This is a genomic window from Varibaculum sp. GTC20041 (genome assembly GCF_055387755.1).
The window spans coordinates 517,400-537,229 of the sequence record NZ_AP041144.1 but is presented as its reverse complement, the minus strand read 5'-3'; the positions used below and the strand labels follow the sequence as shown (position 1 = coordinate 537,229).

The 19,830-nt window shown below is 50.6% G+C and carries 9 protein-coding genes and 1 pseudogene; 3 read left to right on the top strand and 7 right to left on the bottom strand.

The window, feature by feature from the left end:
- Positions 1–1,138 precede the first annotated feature (1,138 nt).
- Positions 1,139–2,353 (top strand): ATP-binding protein, encoded by a 1,215-nt coding sequence (locus tag ACZ5BI_RS02180; RefSeq protein ID WP_464896531.1) that lies wholly within the window; start codon positions 1,139–1,141, stop codon positions 2,351–2,353.
- Between the two features lie 453 nt (positions 2,354–2,806).
- On the opposite strand, the gene ACZ5BI_RS02175 is transcribed toward ACZ5BI_RS02180, so the two are convergent.
- The 7 genes and pseudogenes from ACZ5BI_RS02175 to ACZ5BI_RS02145 all read right to left on the bottom strand — a co-directional run bounded on the left by ACZ5BI_RS02175 (position 2,807) and on the right by ACZ5BI_RS02145 (position 16,098).
- The gene (locus ACZ5BI_RS02175; protein WP_464896530.1) at positions 2,807–3,712 is read right to left on the bottom strand and encodes a universal stress protein; all 906 of its coding nucleotides are present in this window, start codon (positions 3,710–3,712) and stop codon (positions 2,807–2,809) included.
- A gap of 195 nt (positions 3,713–3,907) precedes the next feature.
- The gene (locus tag ACZ5BI_RS02170; RefSeq protein ID WP_316076768.1) at positions 3,908–4,867 is read right to left on the bottom strand and encodes a class C sortase; all 960 of its coding nucleotides are present in this window, start codon (positions 4,865–4,867) and stop codon (positions 3,908–3,910) included.
- A 319-nt stretch (positions 4,868–5,186) separates the two neighbouring features.
- Positions 5,187–5,261, bottom strand: a complete 75-nt coding sequence (locus ACZ5BI_RS02165) for an LPXTG cell wall anchor domain-containing protein (RefSeq protein ID WP_464896811.1) — start codon at positions 5,259–5,261, stop codon at positions 5,187–5,189.
- Positions 5,256–5,921, bottom strand: a pseudogene (locus ACZ5BI_RS02160) (SpaH/EbpB family LPXTG-anchored major pilin); the annotation flags it as partial. The pseudogene ACZ5BI_RS02160 and the gene ACZ5BI_RS02165, both read right to left, overlap by 6 nt.
- Before the next feature lie 56 nt (positions 5,922–5,977).
- Positions 5,978–6,724: a SpaH/EbpB family LPXTG-anchored major pilin gene (locus ACZ5BI_RS02155; RefSeq protein ID WP_464896529.1), complete on the bottom strand. Its 747-nt coding sequence runs from the start codon at positions 6,722–6,724 to the stop codon at positions 5,978–5,980.
- Entirely contained in the window at positions 6,721–15,630 is an 8,910-nt protein-coding gene (locus ACZ5BI_RS02150; protein WP_464896528.1) for a SpaA isopeptide-forming pilin-related protein, read from the bottom strand. The genes ACZ5BI_RS02155 and ACZ5BI_RS02150 overlap by 4 nt, the downstream gene beginning before the upstream one ends.
- Before the next feature lie 264 nt (positions 15,631–15,894).
- Positions 15,895–16,098: a hypothetical protein gene (locus ACZ5BI_RS02145; protein WP_316087226.1), complete on the bottom strand. Its 204-nt coding sequence runs from the start codon at positions 16,096–16,098 to the stop codon at positions 15,895–15,897.
- 635 nt (positions 16,099–16,733) lie between these two features.
- On the opposite strand from ACZ5BI_RS02145, the gene ACZ5BI_RS02140 reads away from it, so the two are divergent.
- Positions 16,734–17,675: an Abi family protein gene (locus tag ACZ5BI_RS02140; RefSeq protein ID WP_024059296.1), complete on the top strand. Its 942-nt coding sequence runs from the start codon at positions 16,734–16,736 to the stop codon at positions 17,673–17,675.
- A gap of 608 nt (positions 17,676–18,283) precedes the next feature.
- Positions 18,284–19,354 carry a hypothetical protein gene (locus tag ACZ5BI_RS02135; RefSeq protein ID WP_316098571.1) on the top strand — a complete coding sequence of 357 codons (1,071 nt, stop codon included), beginning with the start codon at positions 18,284–18,286 and terminating at the stop codon, positions 19,352–19,354.
- Positions 19,355–19,830: the final 476 nt, after the last annotated feature.

The following is a 19,830-nucleotide window of genomic DNA, read 5'->3' as shown; positions in this document are numbered from 1 at the left end:
CACTGGAGGGCGTTCCGGTACCGGGAGGGTGATTTTCTCCGTGCCGGAGGGTGATCTTGCTACCCTATCCGCGCCGGAGGGTGATTTTGTCCGGGGAGGGCGATTCTGCACGCCCTCACCAGCAGCTCCAGGCACGACGCCGACAGTTTCACCCTCCCGCGACATTTCCACCCTCCTAGGACGCTTCCACCCTCCAGAGTGAATTGTTGGACAGTCAGTTCCAGGTCCTGCGCGGCGTTGAAGAGACGAGAGTACGGGGCGCTTAAAAAACGGCAATAAGAAAACATTTATCTGAACTTAATCCAGATTTGATGAACCGTCTCGGAGCGATAACAGCGGCATATTTGGCGACATCCTGTGGATAACTTTGTTGCGTAATTCATCGAAATTGAAATTAGGAATGTGACAGGCAAATTCATTAAATTAAACATCTAATTTCCATTATTTTTAAATACAACTAAGTATTCTTTTGTAACTTTTATCGCGAAATTGGCATTTTTAAATGCTTTCAAGCATAAAACAGCACATTTTGGGCGTCGGGGCGACATTCGCGCCCCATAAAAGTCCCGCAAAACCACTATCGCGACACACAGCTAACTTGTGCCGTATTTCATATACACTTTTAATTGCCTGCACGTTCACTAGGGGGCTGCCACACCTATAAACCAAAGAAAGAAGAATCTCCACAGGTGAAGCAGGTAAGCGTCAGGACGATAAAGCTTGAGGCAGACAGTAGAGTCTCGGGAATCAACAACGACGGAGCCAGAAAACTCATTTTGATTCGTAAAAATACAGATTTAATACCTCAAGTGCGCGTATAAAATCGTTATTTTGGGGGTCTGATCAGGGGCTATAATCTTTAAATTCGCTTTGGGAGCATTTTACGTGAAGAGTGCTTGTGATCGACCAGTTTGTGGTGTACGCGAACAGAAGCTCGTGAAGAACGGAAAGAAGAGAACAAAACTAGGAAGAATCCTGCGGTTTGCGTTACACCGTAAAGTGCAACGCAAAATAAAACCTTGCAACGCAAATGCAACGAAACCATTTGCGTTGCATTTACGTTGCGACAGAACTAAAATAAGCTGCAAAGAGGGAGTTAGAGATGCGAGAATCTGCGTTCTTGGAGTTCAAGTCCAAAGTGAGCAACACATTTCTCAAGACTGTAAGCGCCTACGCGAACTTTCATGACGGGGAAATACTTTTTGGAATCGATGATGAGGGAAACGCGGTTGGCCTAGACCACCTAGAAGAAACGTGCCTGGCAATCGAAAATCGCATTAACGACTGCATTACCCCACGCCCCAGATTCTCTATCCAAATAAATCAGGACGACAAAACCGTCTGTCTGCACGTAGAGGAGGGCTCTAACAAACCCTATCTTTACAATGGGAAAGCCTACCGCAGGAGTGACAGCTCCACTGTCGAAGTGGATAGAGTTGAACTCAGCCGCTTGGTATTGGAGGGAGAAAACCTCTCCTTCGAAGAACTGGACTCCCCCGAGAAAGATCTGGAGTTTAAAACTTTATCCGCAGCTCTTCGCGACCAGCTAGATATTTCGGATACCAGCACCGATGTCCTCAAGACCTTGGGGTTAATCGGACCGAATGGTTTCAACCGTGCCGCCGCCCTATTGGCCGATAAGAATAGCTATCCCGGAATCGATGTCATCAAGTTTGGAGCCTCTATTAATGAAATACTGGATCGCACCACTGTTGAACAGGTTTCTGTTTTGAAGCAGCTGGACACCGCGATGGAGGTTTTCGACCGCTACCTGCGTCTTGAGGAGATTGAGGGCGCAACCAGAACCACCAAAGAGCTGGTGCCGCGCGAAGCTTTCCGAGAGGCGATCGCTAACGGTCTGGTTCATCGAACTTGGGATATTAATTCGCGCTTACGGGTCAGCATTTTCCCTGACTGCGTGGAGGTTTACTCTCCAGGAGGACTTCCCACTGGGCTTTCCGAAGCAGAATATTTACGAGGACGAGTATCAGTTCTCAGAAATCCAATCCTGGCAGAGGTCTTCTTCCGTCTGGGACTTATTGAAAAGTTCGGCACCGGTATTCTGCGCATTCGAGAGTCTTATCGTGGCCAAACAGAGATTCCGAAATTTGAGGTTCTGGACAACTCCATCACGGTTACTTTGCCTTTTATCGGTTCGCGTCAGCAGCTGAACTCGCAGGAAAAATTGCTTTTAAATTCCATGGCGCGAGGCAGAAGATATTCGCGCTCTGAGCTTGATATCCGCTCGGGGTTCGAGAAAACCAAAACCCTTCGCCTACTAAATTCCCTGGTAAGCAAGCAGTTAGTCCTAGCGCATGGGGAAAGCAGAGCCCGGCGTTACTCGCGTCTTTAGCTGAAACGTTATGTGGATGAGGGCGCTGCAAGAATGTCCGCTAATCTCGGACAAGGACGCGGATGAGGGCGCAGTCAAAGGCACGCTCGGCAACCGACAGTATTACTCCCCTGCCCTTCTTCTGGACTGGGCACCCCAGATACCGGAACCTCGACGGACAGAGATTAGCAATAGAAAAAGCGCACCGTTTTGTGTTGCAACGAAAAGTGCAACGCAAAAATTAGGCTTGCAACGCAAATGCAACGAAATCATTTGCGTTGCACTTGCGCTTCTAATGCTCAGTTTTCAGCCCTGTCTACGCCACCACATAACACAGCGAACAATACAATCCGAGACAAGCAGCTATCCCCTCCCCTGTACCACAACGACACTCTACTCGTCTTTATTACCCAGCACCCGACCAGAATATGACACTACCTGTGGCAATAGACCGCTAGCACCCAGTAGCTGCCACTATTCCTCGGCACTGGATTCGCGCTCGCCGGTGGGGACTACTAGTACGGGGCAGGCTGCATGAGCCAGCACGGATTGCGAGGTGGAACCCATTAGTGCCCCTGTGAAACCGCCGCCTCCGCGAGTACCTACCACCACCAGGTCAACGGCGGTGGAAAACTCTGTCAGCAACGCCGCCGGGTTCCCATCCAAAGCATGAGAATGTACTTTCACCCCACTATCAGCGGTTTCTTCCTTACAGGTTTGTTTAAGCCCGTCACGCACATCCCGCAAGATGCTGTCACGATCGACCGTGGCCGGCAGCCAAGAAAGGATCCCGGCGGATGATGCCAGGGGAACCGCATCCACGGCGGTGAGTTCCGCGCCCCAGACTTGGGCTTCTTTGATGGAGCGGCGCAGGGATTTGCGAGAACGCGTGGAACCGTCGAATCCGATCACGATTTTCTTTACCGGCACGAATTGGTCATCCGTTTTCCGCCGGGGCACTACCACGACTGGGCATCGAGAGTAGGCCGGCAAAGCCGAGGAGGTCGCTCCCAACAACCGGTCAGTGAACCCGCCGCCTCCGCGGGTGCCGACCACAATCAAATCGACTTGCTGCGACAGTTGCACCAAAATCGCGGTGGGGTCTCCGGCTTCCACCCGCCCTTCAGCCTGGTAACCGCGTTTTTCGAGGTGAGCGACAGCTTCGTCTACTACGGTTTGCGCGCTTTCGCGAATCGCATCATTGTCTACTACCGCGAATCCGGAATCCATGGACGCTGCCGTATAAGAGGGCAGCGCATAGGCACATAATACTTGCAGTTTCCCGCCGCTTTGCTTAGCGCGCGCGCCCGCCCATTCCGCGGCCTCTAAAGATTCTGGGGAGCCGTCAACCCCCACTAGGATAGTTTCTTTTCCCGACATGTCTGCGTCCCCCTTCTGCTGCGCCCTTGCCTGCTTGTTTCTATTTTATAGGCCGGAGGGCGGGTTTGCTCTGAAATGAACCCTGGTCACGGGAAGGGGATGGAAAGGGACAGCTTTCGGTGGAGCTTTTTTATTTTTTTGAGGGTGCGCTTGGCTGGTTTTTACGCTGGTTTCAGGGGTTTTGAGGGTGCGCGATTATTTACGCGGTCGCGCTGTATGGCGTGCTCGTTTGCGTTTTGCTGAGCCTTTAAATTTTTTCGCTCTTTGCGTGCGGGTTAGCCTGCCGATTTGCGTGGGAGTATCTGTCTGGTCTGGAGTGGTTTCTTCATCGCGTTTTTTACGGTCTTTTCGCAGGTAGCGAGCTACTATAACGCCTCCTATAGCCGAGATAATGATCGGGATGATCATCCACCAACGCAACGCGTCCCACCAGGTAGGGCCGTCTTCGTTCATCGGGGGCGCTTCCTTAAGAGCGATACGCTCAGCGGTCACTACCAGCCGGTGCGTGTTCAATCCGTAAGGAGTACACGTAAACAGGGTCAAAATATCCTTACCAGCTTTAGGCTCGAACAACTCTAACTGGGTGGGTTTAATCACGTGGATAGCACGGACTTTATAAGCCAGCTTCTGTCCTGCCACCTGCACGTAAGCAATATCACCAACCTTGACATCCCGCAGCCCGTCAAACAAGCTGGCGGTTCTCATCCCTGAGTGAGCAGTAAGGACCGCGTTAACCCCTTTACCACCAACCGGCAACCCGGTACCAAACAGGTGCCCCGCGCCCCGAGCAATCGCGTCATCCTCGGTACCGTGACGTACCGGTAAATCAATCCCTGCTGCCGGCACCACCAACCGGCCCATCACGTCCCCGGGCAAAGTCCCTAAATATTCCTGATACTCTTCCGAGCCGGTTTTGGTCATCTTATACAGATAGGGGTCAAGAATCGGGATACCCCGGATATTAGCGTTATATTCATGCGCCTGTTTAAGGAGCTTCTGAGCCTGGTCAGGATGTACAGAAACCTGCTTCATTTCTTGCGCCTGCATCCTGGATATTTCCCCAATACGCACATTACCAACAAAAATAGCCACCACCGGATAAAGCAAAAGTAATGCTCCCAGCACCGTCAAAACAACAATCACAGCCTTACGCATCCCGGTCCCCTCCTCTCAAAACTGTAAACACTTCTCACCTGGCTACCCTGATATGACCCGGCTTTTTATTTACCCCACCCCAGGGTATCGCCATCCACCTTAGCGCCGTTTATTCTTAGGCAGTCTTGCCCCTCTTGCCTCACAGGTTAACCCGCCTGCCGGTTAACCTGTCTGCCCGGTATTAGCCGATACCTATAACGGGAAAAGCGTTTCCCGTATGAGGGCGCAAAGAAGGGGGCGGTGTAGCTTACTGCACCGCCCCCTTCTTTGGTCTTAGGGGCTATTGATCACTCTATTAATAGTATTCCTAGACCTATGCCTAGTCCTGACGGCGCTTAACGGTTAGCACCACACCAACAGACACTAGAATCAAGCCCAGAACCGAAACGAGCAAAATCCCCTGAGCACCAGTAAGCGGCAGCCCCGGGTTCTTGAAGTTAGTAATATCAAGAGCGTTACCCGCCTTAGCCTCGGCAGCAGCACTCAAATCAGTAACCGAGCCCTCTTTGGTCAGCTTGAAAGAAACTGGCTTCGGCAAAAGCTGGTAACCAGCCGGAGCCTGCGTCTCTACCAAGCAATAAGGATGCTGGTCAGCTTCAGGAACCTCTTTGCCATCAACAAAGTTAGTCAAGTGCAAACCCTTGATACTAACCAAACCATCAATGCCGGTAGCCTCAGAGGTCTTAATAGCATCACCATAACTAGAACAATCCTTATCAGCAGAATTATCTAGGTGAACACTAAACTTAGCACCAGCCAAGACGGCACCATCTTTATTAATCTTCTTGATTACGATATCGCCGAACTTGGTTTCAACCTTAGGAGAGTCAACCGGCTTATCTTTCTTCTTAGCCCAATCGTTCGGGTAGAGCTTGGCCTGGTTAGGAATAACCCCAACCGCAGAATCCTGCTTCACATTAGCAGTAAGCTCTAGCTCCACCTTCGCGCCAGCAGCGATAGTGTCCAAAGTAGTACCCTTAAACGATACCGTCACCTTATCTTGCGCAGGATTACCAGTTTGCTCTTTAGTAAGCGTATAACCATTCTCACCCTCGGTAACCGCAGCGCCTGCTACCTTTACGGTAACCGACTTATAAGTTAGGTTAGGATCTAAACCAGGTCAGCCTTGTCCATCTTGCCGTCACCGTTAGTATCAGCACCGGTAGAAGTAGTAGAAATCGTGTAAACGATATCATCACCGACGTTCTTACCCGCGTCCTTAACCGTCTTAGTTAAATCATTAACCTGGTTCTTCGGGTAAACATGCACGTCCTTGTTCAAACCAGTGCCATCAGGCTTAGTCATCGGCACAGAAACCGCGAACGGAGCCGCCGGAGTCACCTTAGCCTTATCAACAGCGCCATCAGCAGTCTTGAGGTCGCCAGAGCCAGCTAAATCCTCGACCACTACATAAACACCATTAGCCAAACCAACGTTGGGAACAGTAAAGACTGCTTGACCCTGCGCGTCAGTAGTCATCTCAGCCGGGTTAGCAGCCTTAAGAGTGTACTTCTTACCATCGACCATGATGCCGCTAGTTACCACGTCACCTGGCAGGGTCATGTTCCCAATCTTGGAAGCAACCGCTACCCCTTCGTTAGTATCAACATCAACGCCCTCAACCTGGTACAGCTTAAACTTCACACCCTGCAAAGGCTTCTGGCTAGTCAAGCCCTTAAGCTGCTCCTCGGTAAGCTTCGTACCATTATGAGGCAAACTACTAGTAGCACCCAGATACTTATGCACCGTAAGCGAATTCCACTCTGCAATCGCAGCGCTGGCGGCGCCCACGCCTGCCAGGCCCATAAAGGCCATCACCATGCCAGTCAGCACGGCCAGTAACTTTTTCTTACTCACTTTCTCTTCCTTTCAAATAGAGTAAATACAATAGCAATCCCTAACACCAGGCACCCTAGAAGCAACACTTCTAAAGCACCGGCATATCCCGACAAGGGAAGCTTCCCCTCCGGGTAGTTAGTAACGGTCAGGGATCTATCCCCGCCACTAACAGTATTAACATTACCCTTACCACTGATAACGGTCACTTTCCCGTTACCATCAACCGTGAACTTAACCGGCTGCGGCAATAGGGCGTAACCCTTATTGGTCTGGGTTTCCTTCAAAACATAGTTTTGACCAGGCAAAACCTTGAACTTAACTATTCCGTCCGCCCCAGTAGTCAAAACTTGTGCCGGCCCGCTATCGCCCTCGCGGGAAAGCTCAAACACCACGCCCGACATCGCCTCGCCCTTATCCGAGACCTTGTGTAGGGCGATTTCTACCTCGGCGCGCTGGTTATAACGTACAAACGTCACTGTCGGGTTATCGCCGGTCAAAGTAACTTTCGAGACCTCGTCCGATACCAGGTAACCTTCTGGAGCCTTGGTTTCCTGCACGGCGTATTCCTTACCGAAATCCAGACCAGTAAAGGTAGCTAGGCCGACCTCGTTAGTAACCAGCTTCTGGGTAGACCCGTCCGGCTTGGTCAAAGTGAACTCCGCACCCGCCAAGGCCTTACCAGTTTCTTTCGCCAGCTTCGAAACCGTGATCCGGCCGGTGTCCTTAGTGTTAGGCACCTCCATAGTGATCAAACCGGTAAACCCATCCAGCAGGGCATAATCAGAAACCTTTACTGATACCGCGTTAGACTTCGCCACGTAGCCGGTAGGAGCCGTGATTTCTTTCAGCTTGTAGATCTTATCCGGATCCAGCTTCACCGTAGTAGGTAGCTCTACCAGGCCATCATCACCGGTAGTAAGGCCGCTAGCGACCTCGGTAGTCTCGTCCTCTTCAAAGAGGGTGAACTTGGCGCCAGACAGTGGGATCACCACATCAAACGTGTCAGCAACCAAACCAGCACGCTTAAGTGCACCTTTATTCTCGGCCACTACCTTATCCGCGGCATCAGAAGAAACCCCCCTAACCAACGGCTCAAACTTAAACACCCGCAACCGGGAGCGATTATTATTGGCCGTCCAGGTAAACTGCTGCGCCTTATAATCATCAACCACGAATTCATGCACCGCGCCCGGGTTCACAAAATACCCTTCCGGGGCTTTCAGCTCTTTCACCTGGTAAACCCCGCCAGAAAGACCGGTGAACTCTGCTTGACCGGTCTCACCAGTAGTTACTTTCTTGATCGGCTCGGTCGGCCAAGATCCATCCGGGCTCTGCTTGAATAAACCAAACTCGGCGCCCTTAAGGAACTTGTCAGCCTCATCAGCCGTCGGGTCAACCTTGGTGACCACAATCGAGGACTCTTTCTTCGACTCCTCATTAGGAACCAATAGCTCGCTCTGCACCAGCAACGCCTTACCATCAGCATCCAAAAGCCGACCATCCGCGCCAACCTGGAAATACATTGGCTCACTATTTAGGGTATAACCCTCAGGAGCCTTAGTTTCTTGCAGGGTGTAAACCTGATTAATCTCCAGATTATCGAGGATGACATTAGCGGCCGATCCTCCAGTGGTTACCGATTTAACTAGGCTACTAGTCCCTTTTCCTTTATAAAGGTTAAAGGTAGCACCAGCCTTGATAACGCCGTCCCCGCGCTGCCACTGACCAAACTCCTTGCCCTTATCGGCCATGCCCCGCACGCCGAGCTTCGACAAGGCTACCTGGCCTTTATCATTAACAACCTTTCCACCCTTGCCAAGGGTCAAATTCAGGCCCCGCAAATTCGTACACTCCGAACCCGTACAACGAGTAATCGTAAACTCCACCGGCTCAATGGCCTGCAAATGACTATCACCCACGTTTTCAGTAAGCCGCCACTTACCCGCAGGCAAACCATAAAACTTCACAAAACCATCATCATTAGAACGCACCGTCACCGGCGCAGAATTAGGAGCCACCAAAGACCCATCATTTTGCTTGACCGCAACCGGAGTAACCGTAAACTCCACACCAGCCAAAGTATGACCAAGTGCATCAACCTTAGTAAACTCCACCGAACCAGTAACCGGCTCAATCGGCTGCCAATGACCGAAGTTAATGACATCGGGTAGTGCAATCCGATATGTGCCGGTGGTGGCATCATAGTTGCTGCCCGCAAAGTCGTTAGCCGATAGCACTAGCGCTTTATCGCTAACCTGGTAACCGACTGGGGCATCTAGTTCGCGTACTACCCAGCCGGGCAGGGCTTGCACGCCCGTGAACTTTACTTTCCCGTCACTGCCAGACAGGACAGAAGAAACCAGCACGCCCTCTTTATTAAATAACCCGAAACGCGCCCCTGCTAAAGCTTTCTTTTGAGCCGGCTGTCCCGGCTCGGCTTTCCAACCGTATTTCATTAGCTCGATATCGACTGCCGGGGGAACCACGGTGTTAATTACCGGGTTGGACTCTAGTTTGCCCTCGTGGGAAGTGGATATATTCCAGAAATCGTTAATCGCCTTTTTACCCAGATTCGCTTGAGAACGCGGATCTGCACCCGCAGGACCGGCAATCATGGGGACGGTTATCCTCGTCTCGCTCCGCTCGATTTGAGGGGTGGTGTTTTGGAATTTTAGACCGGTAACCGCCCCACACGGACTGGTCTGCCAGTTAGCGTCCGCTAGCTTGTCTTTAGCTATACCCGTATCGCAGGTGTAGAAAGTCTGCCAACCTTTAGCATCAGTACCGTCTGCCATTTCAAAACTAATTTGACCAGTAGAATCGTACTGGTTTATCAGGGTGGAGCCGGGGCGTGCCGGGGTTCCCGCTACCGGCAACAAATCGTATATGACCGGGTTTTCTTCGGGGGTTTTTCCGTATCCCAGCCGCAACTGGTAATCAAATTTTGCGCCCGCCACGGTCTGGATTTCGTTTACCCATTCGGCTCCGGCTTTACGTTCGCGAATCCGCTTAGAAATATAGATTTCGTTTCCGACTGAAACCTTGGTGGTGTTCTCGGCCTTTGACCAAGTACCAGCCCCAGCTACCGGGTCATTTATAACCTGGTTAAGGTAACGCACTTTGCCTTGGGAACGAGCGAATGCTTCATTAACCATGTTCCCGTCGGCTACGCGCGGCGAAATCGTGGTCTCTAACTGCCCGACACTGTAAACATCACCCGGGTTTGCTACCTGGTCGGCCAGGAACCGAACCGCTTGCCGCCCAGTATTATTCCAGTTGGACACGATCTCGTAACGCGCCCCTGGCAGAGTCGCGAATTGTTTAGTGAGGACAACCCGCTGCACATCTAACCCTTTAGGCAGCACATCTAACAGCTCGAACGCGGTCAAGGGATCACCATAATCGGTTTCAATCTCGGCTCCCACCGTGTAAACACCGGTTTTACCAACCAGGGTGAGCTTATCGAAAGTGTTTTCTTTACGGGCTTTTAAGATTTTACCCTCGGGCAGCACCTCGATATTAGCTTCTTTGATGCGCTCGCCACCCTGCACTTTATTACGCAGGTCGGATTCACATTTAAGCTCTTTACACAGCGCCGAACCCGGGTTGCGCAGCTTGGTGTGAATCTTGGTAGTGGTTCTTTGAGTGGGTTGCACTTTTTGGGTGCTAATCCACCGCAGCCACACCCCCTCATATTTAGTGAGTTCTGCCGGCAGTTCTATCCGAGCGGTACTGGTGATCTTCTGCGAATATATAACTTTATCAACCGCGCCCGTAGAGGTAAGTATCTCTAGTTTGCCGCCCACGAATATCGGGTCGGGGGTTATCCCGGTGTATTGCAACCGGGTATCCAGGTCATAGTCCCTCAGGTTTAGGGGACTAGCAATAGTGGAGGTGTTTTCGGTAAGCACACTCCAATTGATTTCCTGGGAACGATCGTGCACCGTGTCATAGATAACCGGATAGCCGTTTCGGTAATGCGGACCGTCCGCCACTTTAGTAAGCGGAGTTCCCGGCGGCGTGGTTTCCATGGGTTTATAGAAACTGAATCGAGTATCTGCCGCTCCGGTTATCACGGGTTCATTTGGTCCTTGCTGCTCGGGGGTGAGGACGAAACTGGCAGTGTTATTAATGAGTTTCTGCTTCTTCGCCCCCGGGAAATGAAGTTTTAGATTACCCAGACCAGCATATTCGCTGTGAATAGTCTTGCTCTTGTCCGTATAGGTCAGGGTCACCCCGTCCTCCCCAAGCGTCCAGCCAGGGTTTTCTTCTGCCACGAACTGGGCACGAGCACTTGACCCATCAGTTTTCTCGTATTGAGGCAAACGATCAGTGATGGTGTAACCTTTCACGTTACGGAACAGGTCTTTTTTAACCCCGAACGTAAAGGTAACCGCATTTTTACCGCTAGTTTTAACATCCCCGTTTTCGTCATCATCATAGTCACGGCACACCCCCAGGCTGCACCCTGCAGCATCTTTTATAAAGGTGGGCATTAAATAGTGACCTTGCAGGTTCACCGGCCCCGGCTTAGAAGCCGGGTTGGGTTTAACCACATACCGTTTACCGTTTGCGTCTTTATCTATCAAAAGCGCGTTCACCGGGTAACTACCATCCGAGGGCGTAATCCGCTCTTTTAACCGCCAGTGAATCGGGATACTAACCCGCCGTTTGGAATCAAAGTTCTTCTCTAGGGTTACTTCTAGAACTCCGGGCGCAACCACTTTTGCTGATTTGAATGCCGAACTAGAAGATAAACCAGCCTCCACGAACTCTACCTTGGTCGGATCATAGGTTAGACGGATTGTCCCGTTCTTTAACACGGAAGCTCCCGCGTCTCCACCATAGGTAAGGTCGGTACGCAGCTTTTGCCCTATCTCGTCCTCTAAAACATTAGATTCCGGATAGTTACCTTCTGAGTCTTGCGCCTGGTTAGTTAAACGACCAACCAAATCCAGACGAGCATAGGTTCCGTTATATTCGGCGGGGAGTTTTTCATACCTAAAAGTCAGGTTTTGATCCTCACCGGTCAGGGGAACACTTTGACTGTCCGGAATGCTATAGCCCGGGATAACCGGAGGGGTCAGCGTATAGTTATTGTTGGAGTCACCATCTTTACTGCTAACTACCTTGTCAAAATCGGCATGTAGTTTTTGACCATCCGGACCGATATATTCAGCATGTACCTTGGTATCCACCAGGATAATCACATCATTAGCGTAGCCTTTAATATTGTCCGGGTTTTTACCGGATTCCGGCCGCAAATAGATAGGCGCCCACAAACCCGCATAGGTAGCGTTCGGGGGGTAACCCTCCCTGCCGTAGTCAATGCTGGAAAACATCAACACTGCCAGCTCTAAACGGTTAGTGGGATGCTTCAAATCCGAGTTCGGTTTTTCTAAAGGAGTATCAGGAACCGTAATCACGGTTCCGCGATTGGGCCGAGCAGTATAAAAAGTATACTTACCAAAATAGGTGATTTTACCTAAAGATTCCGGGATTTTCGTAATGTTATTATTATCTTTCTCGCTGTCTATAGTCGAGTTATCCGCATCGTATTGGTTCCCGAATACACCACCATAGCCATCGTGAACATATCCGCTGCGATAATAGGCACCTACAGATTCTAGATTTCCCCAAGAATCAGGCAAAGAGGTCAGGGCATTATTGACAAACGCCCCGTATTTTATTTCGTTCAAATTACCCCAAGAGGACGGGAGCGCTGCTATCCGGTTAGCCTGAAATGCGTTCCGGTTAATCAGTGTGATATTTCCCCAGGAGGAGGGCAAAGTAACTATCTCGTTATTTATAAACGCACCCGTTGGAATCTCACTGAAAGTATCCCAGGGAGCGGTTAGCTGCTTAATCTTGTTATCTTTAAAGCTCTCCGCGCCGATAGATTCTACCTGCCCCCAAGAACCCGGTAACTCCGTCAGAGCATTCCCCACAAATGCCTTAGTATCGATTGTTTTAACTTTTCCCCAAGAAACAGGTAAGGACTGGATTTGGTTGTTGTTAGCATATCTGTCTTCGCCAGCTGTGCAATTATTAGGCACGTCCTTATCGTTTCTGTAATACCGGTAAATCGGCTTCCCCGCAAACGCACATTTCCCGATGGTGGTAACACTATCCCAGGAGGGCGGTAGCACAGCGAGTTTATTATTTACGAAAGCTCTGTCGCCAATAGTGGTCACCGCCCCCCATGCCGGCAGGGCACTTAATTCGTTATCCAAAAATGTCTGCGACTCGATTTCTGTTATTTTTCCCCAAGAATCCGGGAGCTTGGTTAGCTTATTGTTTTGGAAGGCACACCACCCTATCCTGGATACGTTTCCCCAAGATTCTGGGAGGGAAGCTATCTGGTTTTCCATAAAAACGTAGGTGGGTAACTTGGTTATCTTCCCCCAGGGCGCTGTCAATGCAGTTATATTATTCTTCTTGAAAGCAGAATCTCCCAAGGTATCTACCTCTCCCCAAGAATCCGGAAGAGCGGTAATGCGGTTATTCTCAAAAGCCGATGAACCTATTTTAGTTATTTTGTCCCAAGAATCCGGGAGAGATGCTATCTCATTGTTATCAAAAACAAAATTAGGGAGCTCGGTAATTTTTCCCCAAGGAGCTGTCAATGCGGTTATCTTATTATTCCGGAAAGCAGAATCACCAAGAGAGCTGATTCCTCTCCATGAATCCGGGAGTTTGGTTAGCTGATTTCGAGAGAATGCCTCCCCACCAACAAAGGTGATGTTCTCCCACGATTCCGGTAACGAAGCTATCGAATTCTTATAAAAAGCGTAGTTAGGGATATTTGTAATCTTTCCCCAAGAACTTGGTAACTCGGTAAGCTTATTATCGCTGAAAGAGGAGGAGCCAATATCAGTAATTTCTCCCCAATCAGGAAGTGACGATAGCTGATTTTGGGAAAAAACGGAGTTAGGAAGCTGAGTTATTTTTCCCCAAGAAGCCGGTAAGCTTGTCAAACTATTCTGTTGGAACGCCCCACCACCGATTTTAGAAACTTTCCCCCAAGAATCCGGGAGAGCGGTTAGCTTATTGGATGTGAATGCGGCGGCTTCGATTTCTTCTACCTGTCCCCAGGAACTAGGTAAGTTTGTAATCTTGGAAGCATAAAAAGCACTTTGACCGATTTTAGTTATCGTATTCCAAGAATCAGGAATATTCTGCAAATCACCAAGATGAGAGAACGCATACATCCTAATACCGGTGATTGGTTGCCCCTTATCCCCGAAGGAAGGCCAACACCAGGCTTGCTTAGTTTTACCGGCTTCATACTTTTTCTTCCCGCTAGCACTAAAACCAGTTATCAGCTCTGGAGATTGATCAGCAGATAAACCATTCCCATATTTGAAGTCTTTTACTTGCCAGCCGGGGCAGATGATTTGTTCTGGCCAGTCCGGACCAACCGCGATAGTACCCTTAACAGTCTTAGAACGCCCCTTAGCATCAGTAACCGTATAGAAAACCTCAGTCGTGCCCTCTACCGAAGTATCCACCGACTCCGGAGACACCTTCAACAGGTTAGTTATATTGTGTCCCTCAACGTCCTTAGCAGTTACGCCTTTAAGTAAAGCAGCTGCCGAGCCGTCAGCCCCATTAGCTAAATGCTTATTAATATCCCCAGTAATAGTCGGCGAAAAATCAGTACGCTTATAAACAAACGTAACCGTATTATCGCCACCCACCGTTGGGGTAATCTCCTCGGCCTCCTTAACAGCCGCAAACCCAGAAAGAACCGGAGCCTTAACCGTATTCTTCTGACCCGCGAAATAAACCCCATCCGGCTCCGTAAACTCACTTTGCAAAACCTGGGGGCTACGCAGCTCCACCAGGGAACCATTCGGTTTTTGCTCCATAAACTTAACCGTTATCGAGACCGCGTCCCCCGCAGCCACCTGACCAAACCCAGATTTGTATTTTTCGGACTTTACCGAGTCCGGGAGCGCTTGTTGCCCGTCGGCCTTTTCTAGCACTACCCAGCGCTGGTTATTCGCAAACACCTGCGAACCAAACTCAGTGACAGTAGATGGAATCTTTACTTTATCAATCTGGTTACCAGTAAAGGCTTCCTGCCCCACTTTTGTAAGCTTCACAGGAAGCGTGATTGCCTTGAGCTGGTTGTTAGCGAACGCACTGGCACCAATCTCGGTTACCGTATCTGGCAGTTCCACCGTTTCCAACTGATTATCACGGAAAGCGTTCGCCGGAATAACAGTTACCGGGGCGCTCTTAATCTTTACCGTCTTCAGGGCGTTATCGCTGAACGCGCCCTCACCAATAGTTTCCAAACTGGAAGACTCAAACGCGGTGAGCTTATTCTTCTGGAATGCGCCCTCGCCAATAATCTTCAAGCCCGGCGCCGTAAGCTTCGAAATCTGATTATCGTAAAACGCGCGATCTGCAACCTCAGTAACCGAATCCGGCAACGTAACCTTCGTAAGCTCCAGCCCCGAAAACACGCCCTCCGCAATCTTAGTCGTGCCCGCCGGGACAGTCAGTTCTTTATTAGCCTCCAGCACAGCCTTGCCTTTATCTGTCATGCCGGTGAGCTCCGTTCCATTAAAAGTGAAACGGTCGTCAGTTGGGGGCACCCCCCCCCGCACCGGATCTGGAACGCGAAGTGCTTGGGGAACGCCGGCATTAGTCTGCTGGAAATTGAACTGTTGCGCCTGGTTATTATCGGTGTCGGCGGTGGAGTGGTTAGTGTTGCTGGTGGAGTGGTTGGTGTTTGCAGAAGACTTTGCGGACTTTTTGCCGGTAGAGTTCGCGGTAGCAGAAGTAGCTTTACTGGCGTTGCTTTGTTCAACTGCGGGCGCCGTCATCGGCACGATCACCAGCAATGTTGACAACAACAGCCCTAAAACCGACAGCGAAGCAATAAGCCTTCTGCTAACTACCTTACTTGCCACGTTAACACCTCTACTATGAGCCAGCCACCGAAAGTTACAGCTATTCCTCAACTCAACAAATTACTCCTCAATGATAATAAATTAATCTCTTTCCCACAACGCTTCGGGCGAGTTATTTCTGCAAACTATTCAAAGTTTTCTTGCATGTTCGTACAATTGTTTTAGATTTTTTCTGACCTGAGGACATTCGTCCTATTAAGCTCAGATTATAAATGGGTTCCAGATTGTCGGTAGGCGTCGGGTTGGCTATAGTTGTCGGATTGTCTACGTGTCTCGGGTTGTCAGATTGTCTATATGTCTCGGATTGTTCATATAGGTCAGATTGTCTGCGTGTCCCAGAGCATCTACCCGTACCAGATTGTCTGCGTGTCCCAGATCTTCAGTGCATCCCGTAGCGCCTACACTCCCCACATCGTCAGTGCGTCCCATATTGCCCATGCGCACCAAACGCCCGCGCGATCCCCTCATCAAGGGACTACTAATTAGGAGCTTCCTCCACAGCACCCCTAAATTTCGTCTCCGGAGGGTGCTCTCGTCGCCGGAGGGCGTTTTAACCAGCCGTAACACCCGGTCACCTCGTCCCGCGTAACCTTTTCGCCCTCCCAAGACAAAATCGCCCTCCCACGCCGATAACTCTATCCCGAAACAAATCACCCTCCCGAGACAAGCGCGCCCTCCTCGCAAAAGGAATCAGCACTATATATAAGGTCAAACGCATCGATTCCACCCCCTGCGCATCCCCGTTCTCCCCGTCCTCGAAAGCTAGCTTGCCGCCGGAGGGGAGATCTGCCTTCGGAGGGTGTTTACGTCCGTAGAGGGTGATCCTGCCGCTCGAGAGCGAAAACGACGCTACGTACCTATACTCAAAATCCGAGACACCTCAAACTATGTGAGTGTAAAGAACCAATAACACAGAACCTCGCCAAAATGGGAAATGAAAAAACAGGAAACACAATCTGTATACGAGAAAAGATGCTACAGCGAGCCTTGATATTCGGTACGGTTACCGCCTATACTCAAACCGATAGATCCCCGGTCAGGCCTCTTACCCCGCGCGGGTAATGCCCAAATGACCGGGGCCTTTATATTTCCCGGAGATACTGATGGATAAGCCCAGGCGCAGCTATACCGAACAGGTAAAGCTACTAGCTAGCCGCGGTATGCGGGTAGACGATGTAACCACAGCTGAAGAGTTCCTCTCAAAGGTAAGTTACTATCGACTGTCTGGATATTTTCGGTATTGGCAGCGCGACGCCGCCCACGCGGACAACCGTTTTACTTACAATTGCTCCTTAGAGCGGGTGCGCCAGCTTTACGAAGCAGAACAAGCATTAATACTTGTCTGTGATGAAATTCTGCACCCGCTAGAAGTTCTTTTACGCACCCGTTTCGCATATATTTACGCCGAACTCATAGGCAAAACAGGTGAATTCGCGGCCGGAAAAGGTTTCACTGAACCCCACAGTCCCTCCGCTCCGCGTGTTGAAGAGTATGCGTTACGAGATCTCGACCGCAGTAAGGAAACTTTCGTGGCTCACTATCGCAAGACTCGCGAAGTCAGGAAAGGCTATTCAGTCAATGACTATACGGATATGCCCATATGGGTCGCGGTAGAGGCCTTTTCGTTTGGCACCCTCTCCCGGCTAATTGAGGCCTCGGGACAATCAGGAGTCCTTGCCACGTTAGCAGATTCAATGGGAGTTTCTCGCACCTATCTACCAGGGCAAATACGTTCTTTCGTATACCTGCGAAACCGCGTCGCTCACTGCGCGAAACTATGGAACCATTCCGTGCTCGATGTGCCCGGACTACCCTCAAATATTAGCAGGAGAGCGCAGCGACATCACCGAAAATTTGGAGACCACTCGGTTTACAAGATTTTTATCGCCCTGGACGAGGTGGCGAGGCGATCTGGCATCGCTAAAAACTGGCTGAGCGAAAGGATCGATCCGGTACTGGACGGCAATCCACTTCTAGCAGCGGGAATTGCTACCCCGAAAAAATATGGGGAAATGTCGCCAGAGCTATTATCTGGCGAATGCTAGGTGGTTTTTTTACTAGGGAGCAACTTAGAAGCATAAGGAGATAACGCGGGCGGTATACGTAATGCTCGCGGACTTTTCAGCTGAACCGGTTTTTCCCGCAGATTGAGGTGCGGACGGATTGTTGGAGAGTGTTTTATGAATGTTTCGTATTCTCCGGTAGATTCTCCCTCCCCCTGCAAGCACAAAGACCCTCCCGAGACGCGAAAATCGCGCCCGATATCCCGTATTTCTTACACTCCGGAGGGTGGATCTGCCTTCGGAGGGTGATGCCGTCACTGGAGGGTCAATTTGTCGCTGGAGGGTCTTTCAACCAGCCGCAACGCCCGGTCGCCTCATCCCGCGTCACCTTTCCACCCTCCCAAGAGAAAATCGCCCTCCCACGCCGATAACTCTATCCCGAAACAGAATCGTCCTCCTTAGACCAAACCCCTATTTGAAGCGCATACACCCTCCCGGGACGAAAACACCCTCCAGGGGCAAGATTCCCCTCCCGCGACTTCTAAACCAGACCTCCATCATCCCAGTCCCCAGCGGGCTTCACACCGAAAGTATCCTTGCCTGATTATTAGGAACAAGAGTTTGTTAACCGTAGCTGTCAAGGTAGAGCTATGTTTCCTGAACTCATCAGCACCCAGGCGTTTTCGCGGAGAGTCCTTGAAGACTCCCTAGCGAACGGCTCCCTAATTAAAGTCGGGCGCGGACACGTGATCAGGCCTTTGAAATCAGCGAACAAATGGCAGCGGATCCGCTACGTAAAGTTAGGGCAAATCGCCTCCCATGCCGCGCGATGTCACACTCCCCCGGTGTTTATCGGAGTTACCGCCGCCCTGCTGCACGGTCTGTCCCTAAAATCTCTGCGAGGTGATACTCCTATACACACCTCGACTAGGCATTTTGAAAAGAAACTGCTGCCAGCGTGGGTTGATGTCGACACTTCCCAAGGATGTCCTATCCGCACGCAAATACCTCCGACTCCCCTGATTTTCCATAAGATCACCCTCCCCAAAGATTCCACTAAATCTATCGGTCACCGAGTGCGCATCACCGACCTTCCTACGACCACGTTGCAATGTGCCGCCTGGCTCCCGGCCGGAAGCGCGCAAGCAGTTGCTGATTCCGCAGCTAGGAAGCTTATTCCGGAGTGGGGTCAGCTTGATCGGCGTGGCCGAGAGGCTTTCGCAGACCGGATTCCAAAACTGCGCGCGCAAATGACAAACCTGGCCAACAACTATCGAAAACGACTCGGAGCGCCTCAAGCTCGGCGAATCCTCGCAAATATGGATCCCCGATTCGAAAGCTACGCGGAATCTTTATTTCATGCCGCAGCTCAGTTAGCACAGGTGAAGCGGCTAATTCCTCAGTTTCAAGTTCAGATTTCTCCCGCTCAAAGCTATTTCCTGGATGCCGCCCTCCCGAAGATTCGTAAAGCTTTTGAAATCGACGGGATGCAGAAATATCGAAGCAACGATCCTCGCAAAGCTTTCGACGCCATCCAAGGGGAAAAACAGCGCCAAAGCAGGCTACAAAAACTCGGATGGCATATTTACCGATTCACCTACGAGGACGTGGCAGACACGCTAGGCTTCGCCAAATTCCTGTGGGAGCGGCTCGGCACCAGTTGGAACGGTGTGGCACTTCCTCCCCTTTATCGCTTGAAAAAGCCTGCCTTTAATATGTAGGGCTACGAGCGGCCGGATTCCACTATCCCTTTGAACAGTTTTTTGTGGTTTCGGGTCCTCGCGAGGAGTGGTTGCTTCATCCACGAAACAGATCAATCGCTCCCCTTATTAATCACTCCTCCTTAGCTCGTCCTCTTTATTCCGTCCATATCCTGTTGTTACCTATCCATCCGCGCCTCATAAGCATATTCATGCCCGAAAAGGACGAACTGCCGCCCTAATTAAAAGGAGTGCCTGCGCCCTCCTAACTGAATCGCAAAACCGCCCCTACCCATTCATCTACTAGGACTTATTTTTCTGTATGTTCTAAGTCCTTGGAGGGTGAAAATGTCAGGTGTGGACACATAAACAGGCAATATATGCGCCAGAACCACCCTCCACGCGTAAAAACACCCTCCCGAGACAGAAAGACCCTCCCAGGCGAGGAACAGAAGCGAACTGTACGGAGCGCTGATAAAAAGTCGGAGGGCAATTTT

Coding starts and splice junctions, on each gene's coding strand:
- ACZ5BI_RS02145 (WP_316087226.1), bottom strand. CDS start 16,098: ATGAGGGGATCGCGCGGGCGTTTGGTGCGCATGGGCAATATGGGACGC.
- ACZ5BI_RS02135 (WP_316098571.1), top strand. CDS start 18,284: ATGTTTCCTGAACTCATCAGCACCCAGGCGTTTTCGCGGAGAGTCCTT.
- ACZ5BI_RS02140 (WP_024059296.1), top strand. CDS start 16,734: ATGGATAAGCCCAGGCGCAGCTATACCGAACAGGTAAAGCTACTAGCT.
- ACZ5BI_RS02170 (WP_316076768.1), bottom strand. CDS start 4,867: ATGCGTAAGGCTGTGATTGTTGTTTTGACGGTGCTGGGAGCATTACTT.
- ACZ5BI_RS02175 (WP_464896530.1), bottom strand. CDS start 3,712: ATGTCGGGAAAAGAAACTATCCTAGTGGGGGTTGACGGCTCCCCAGAA.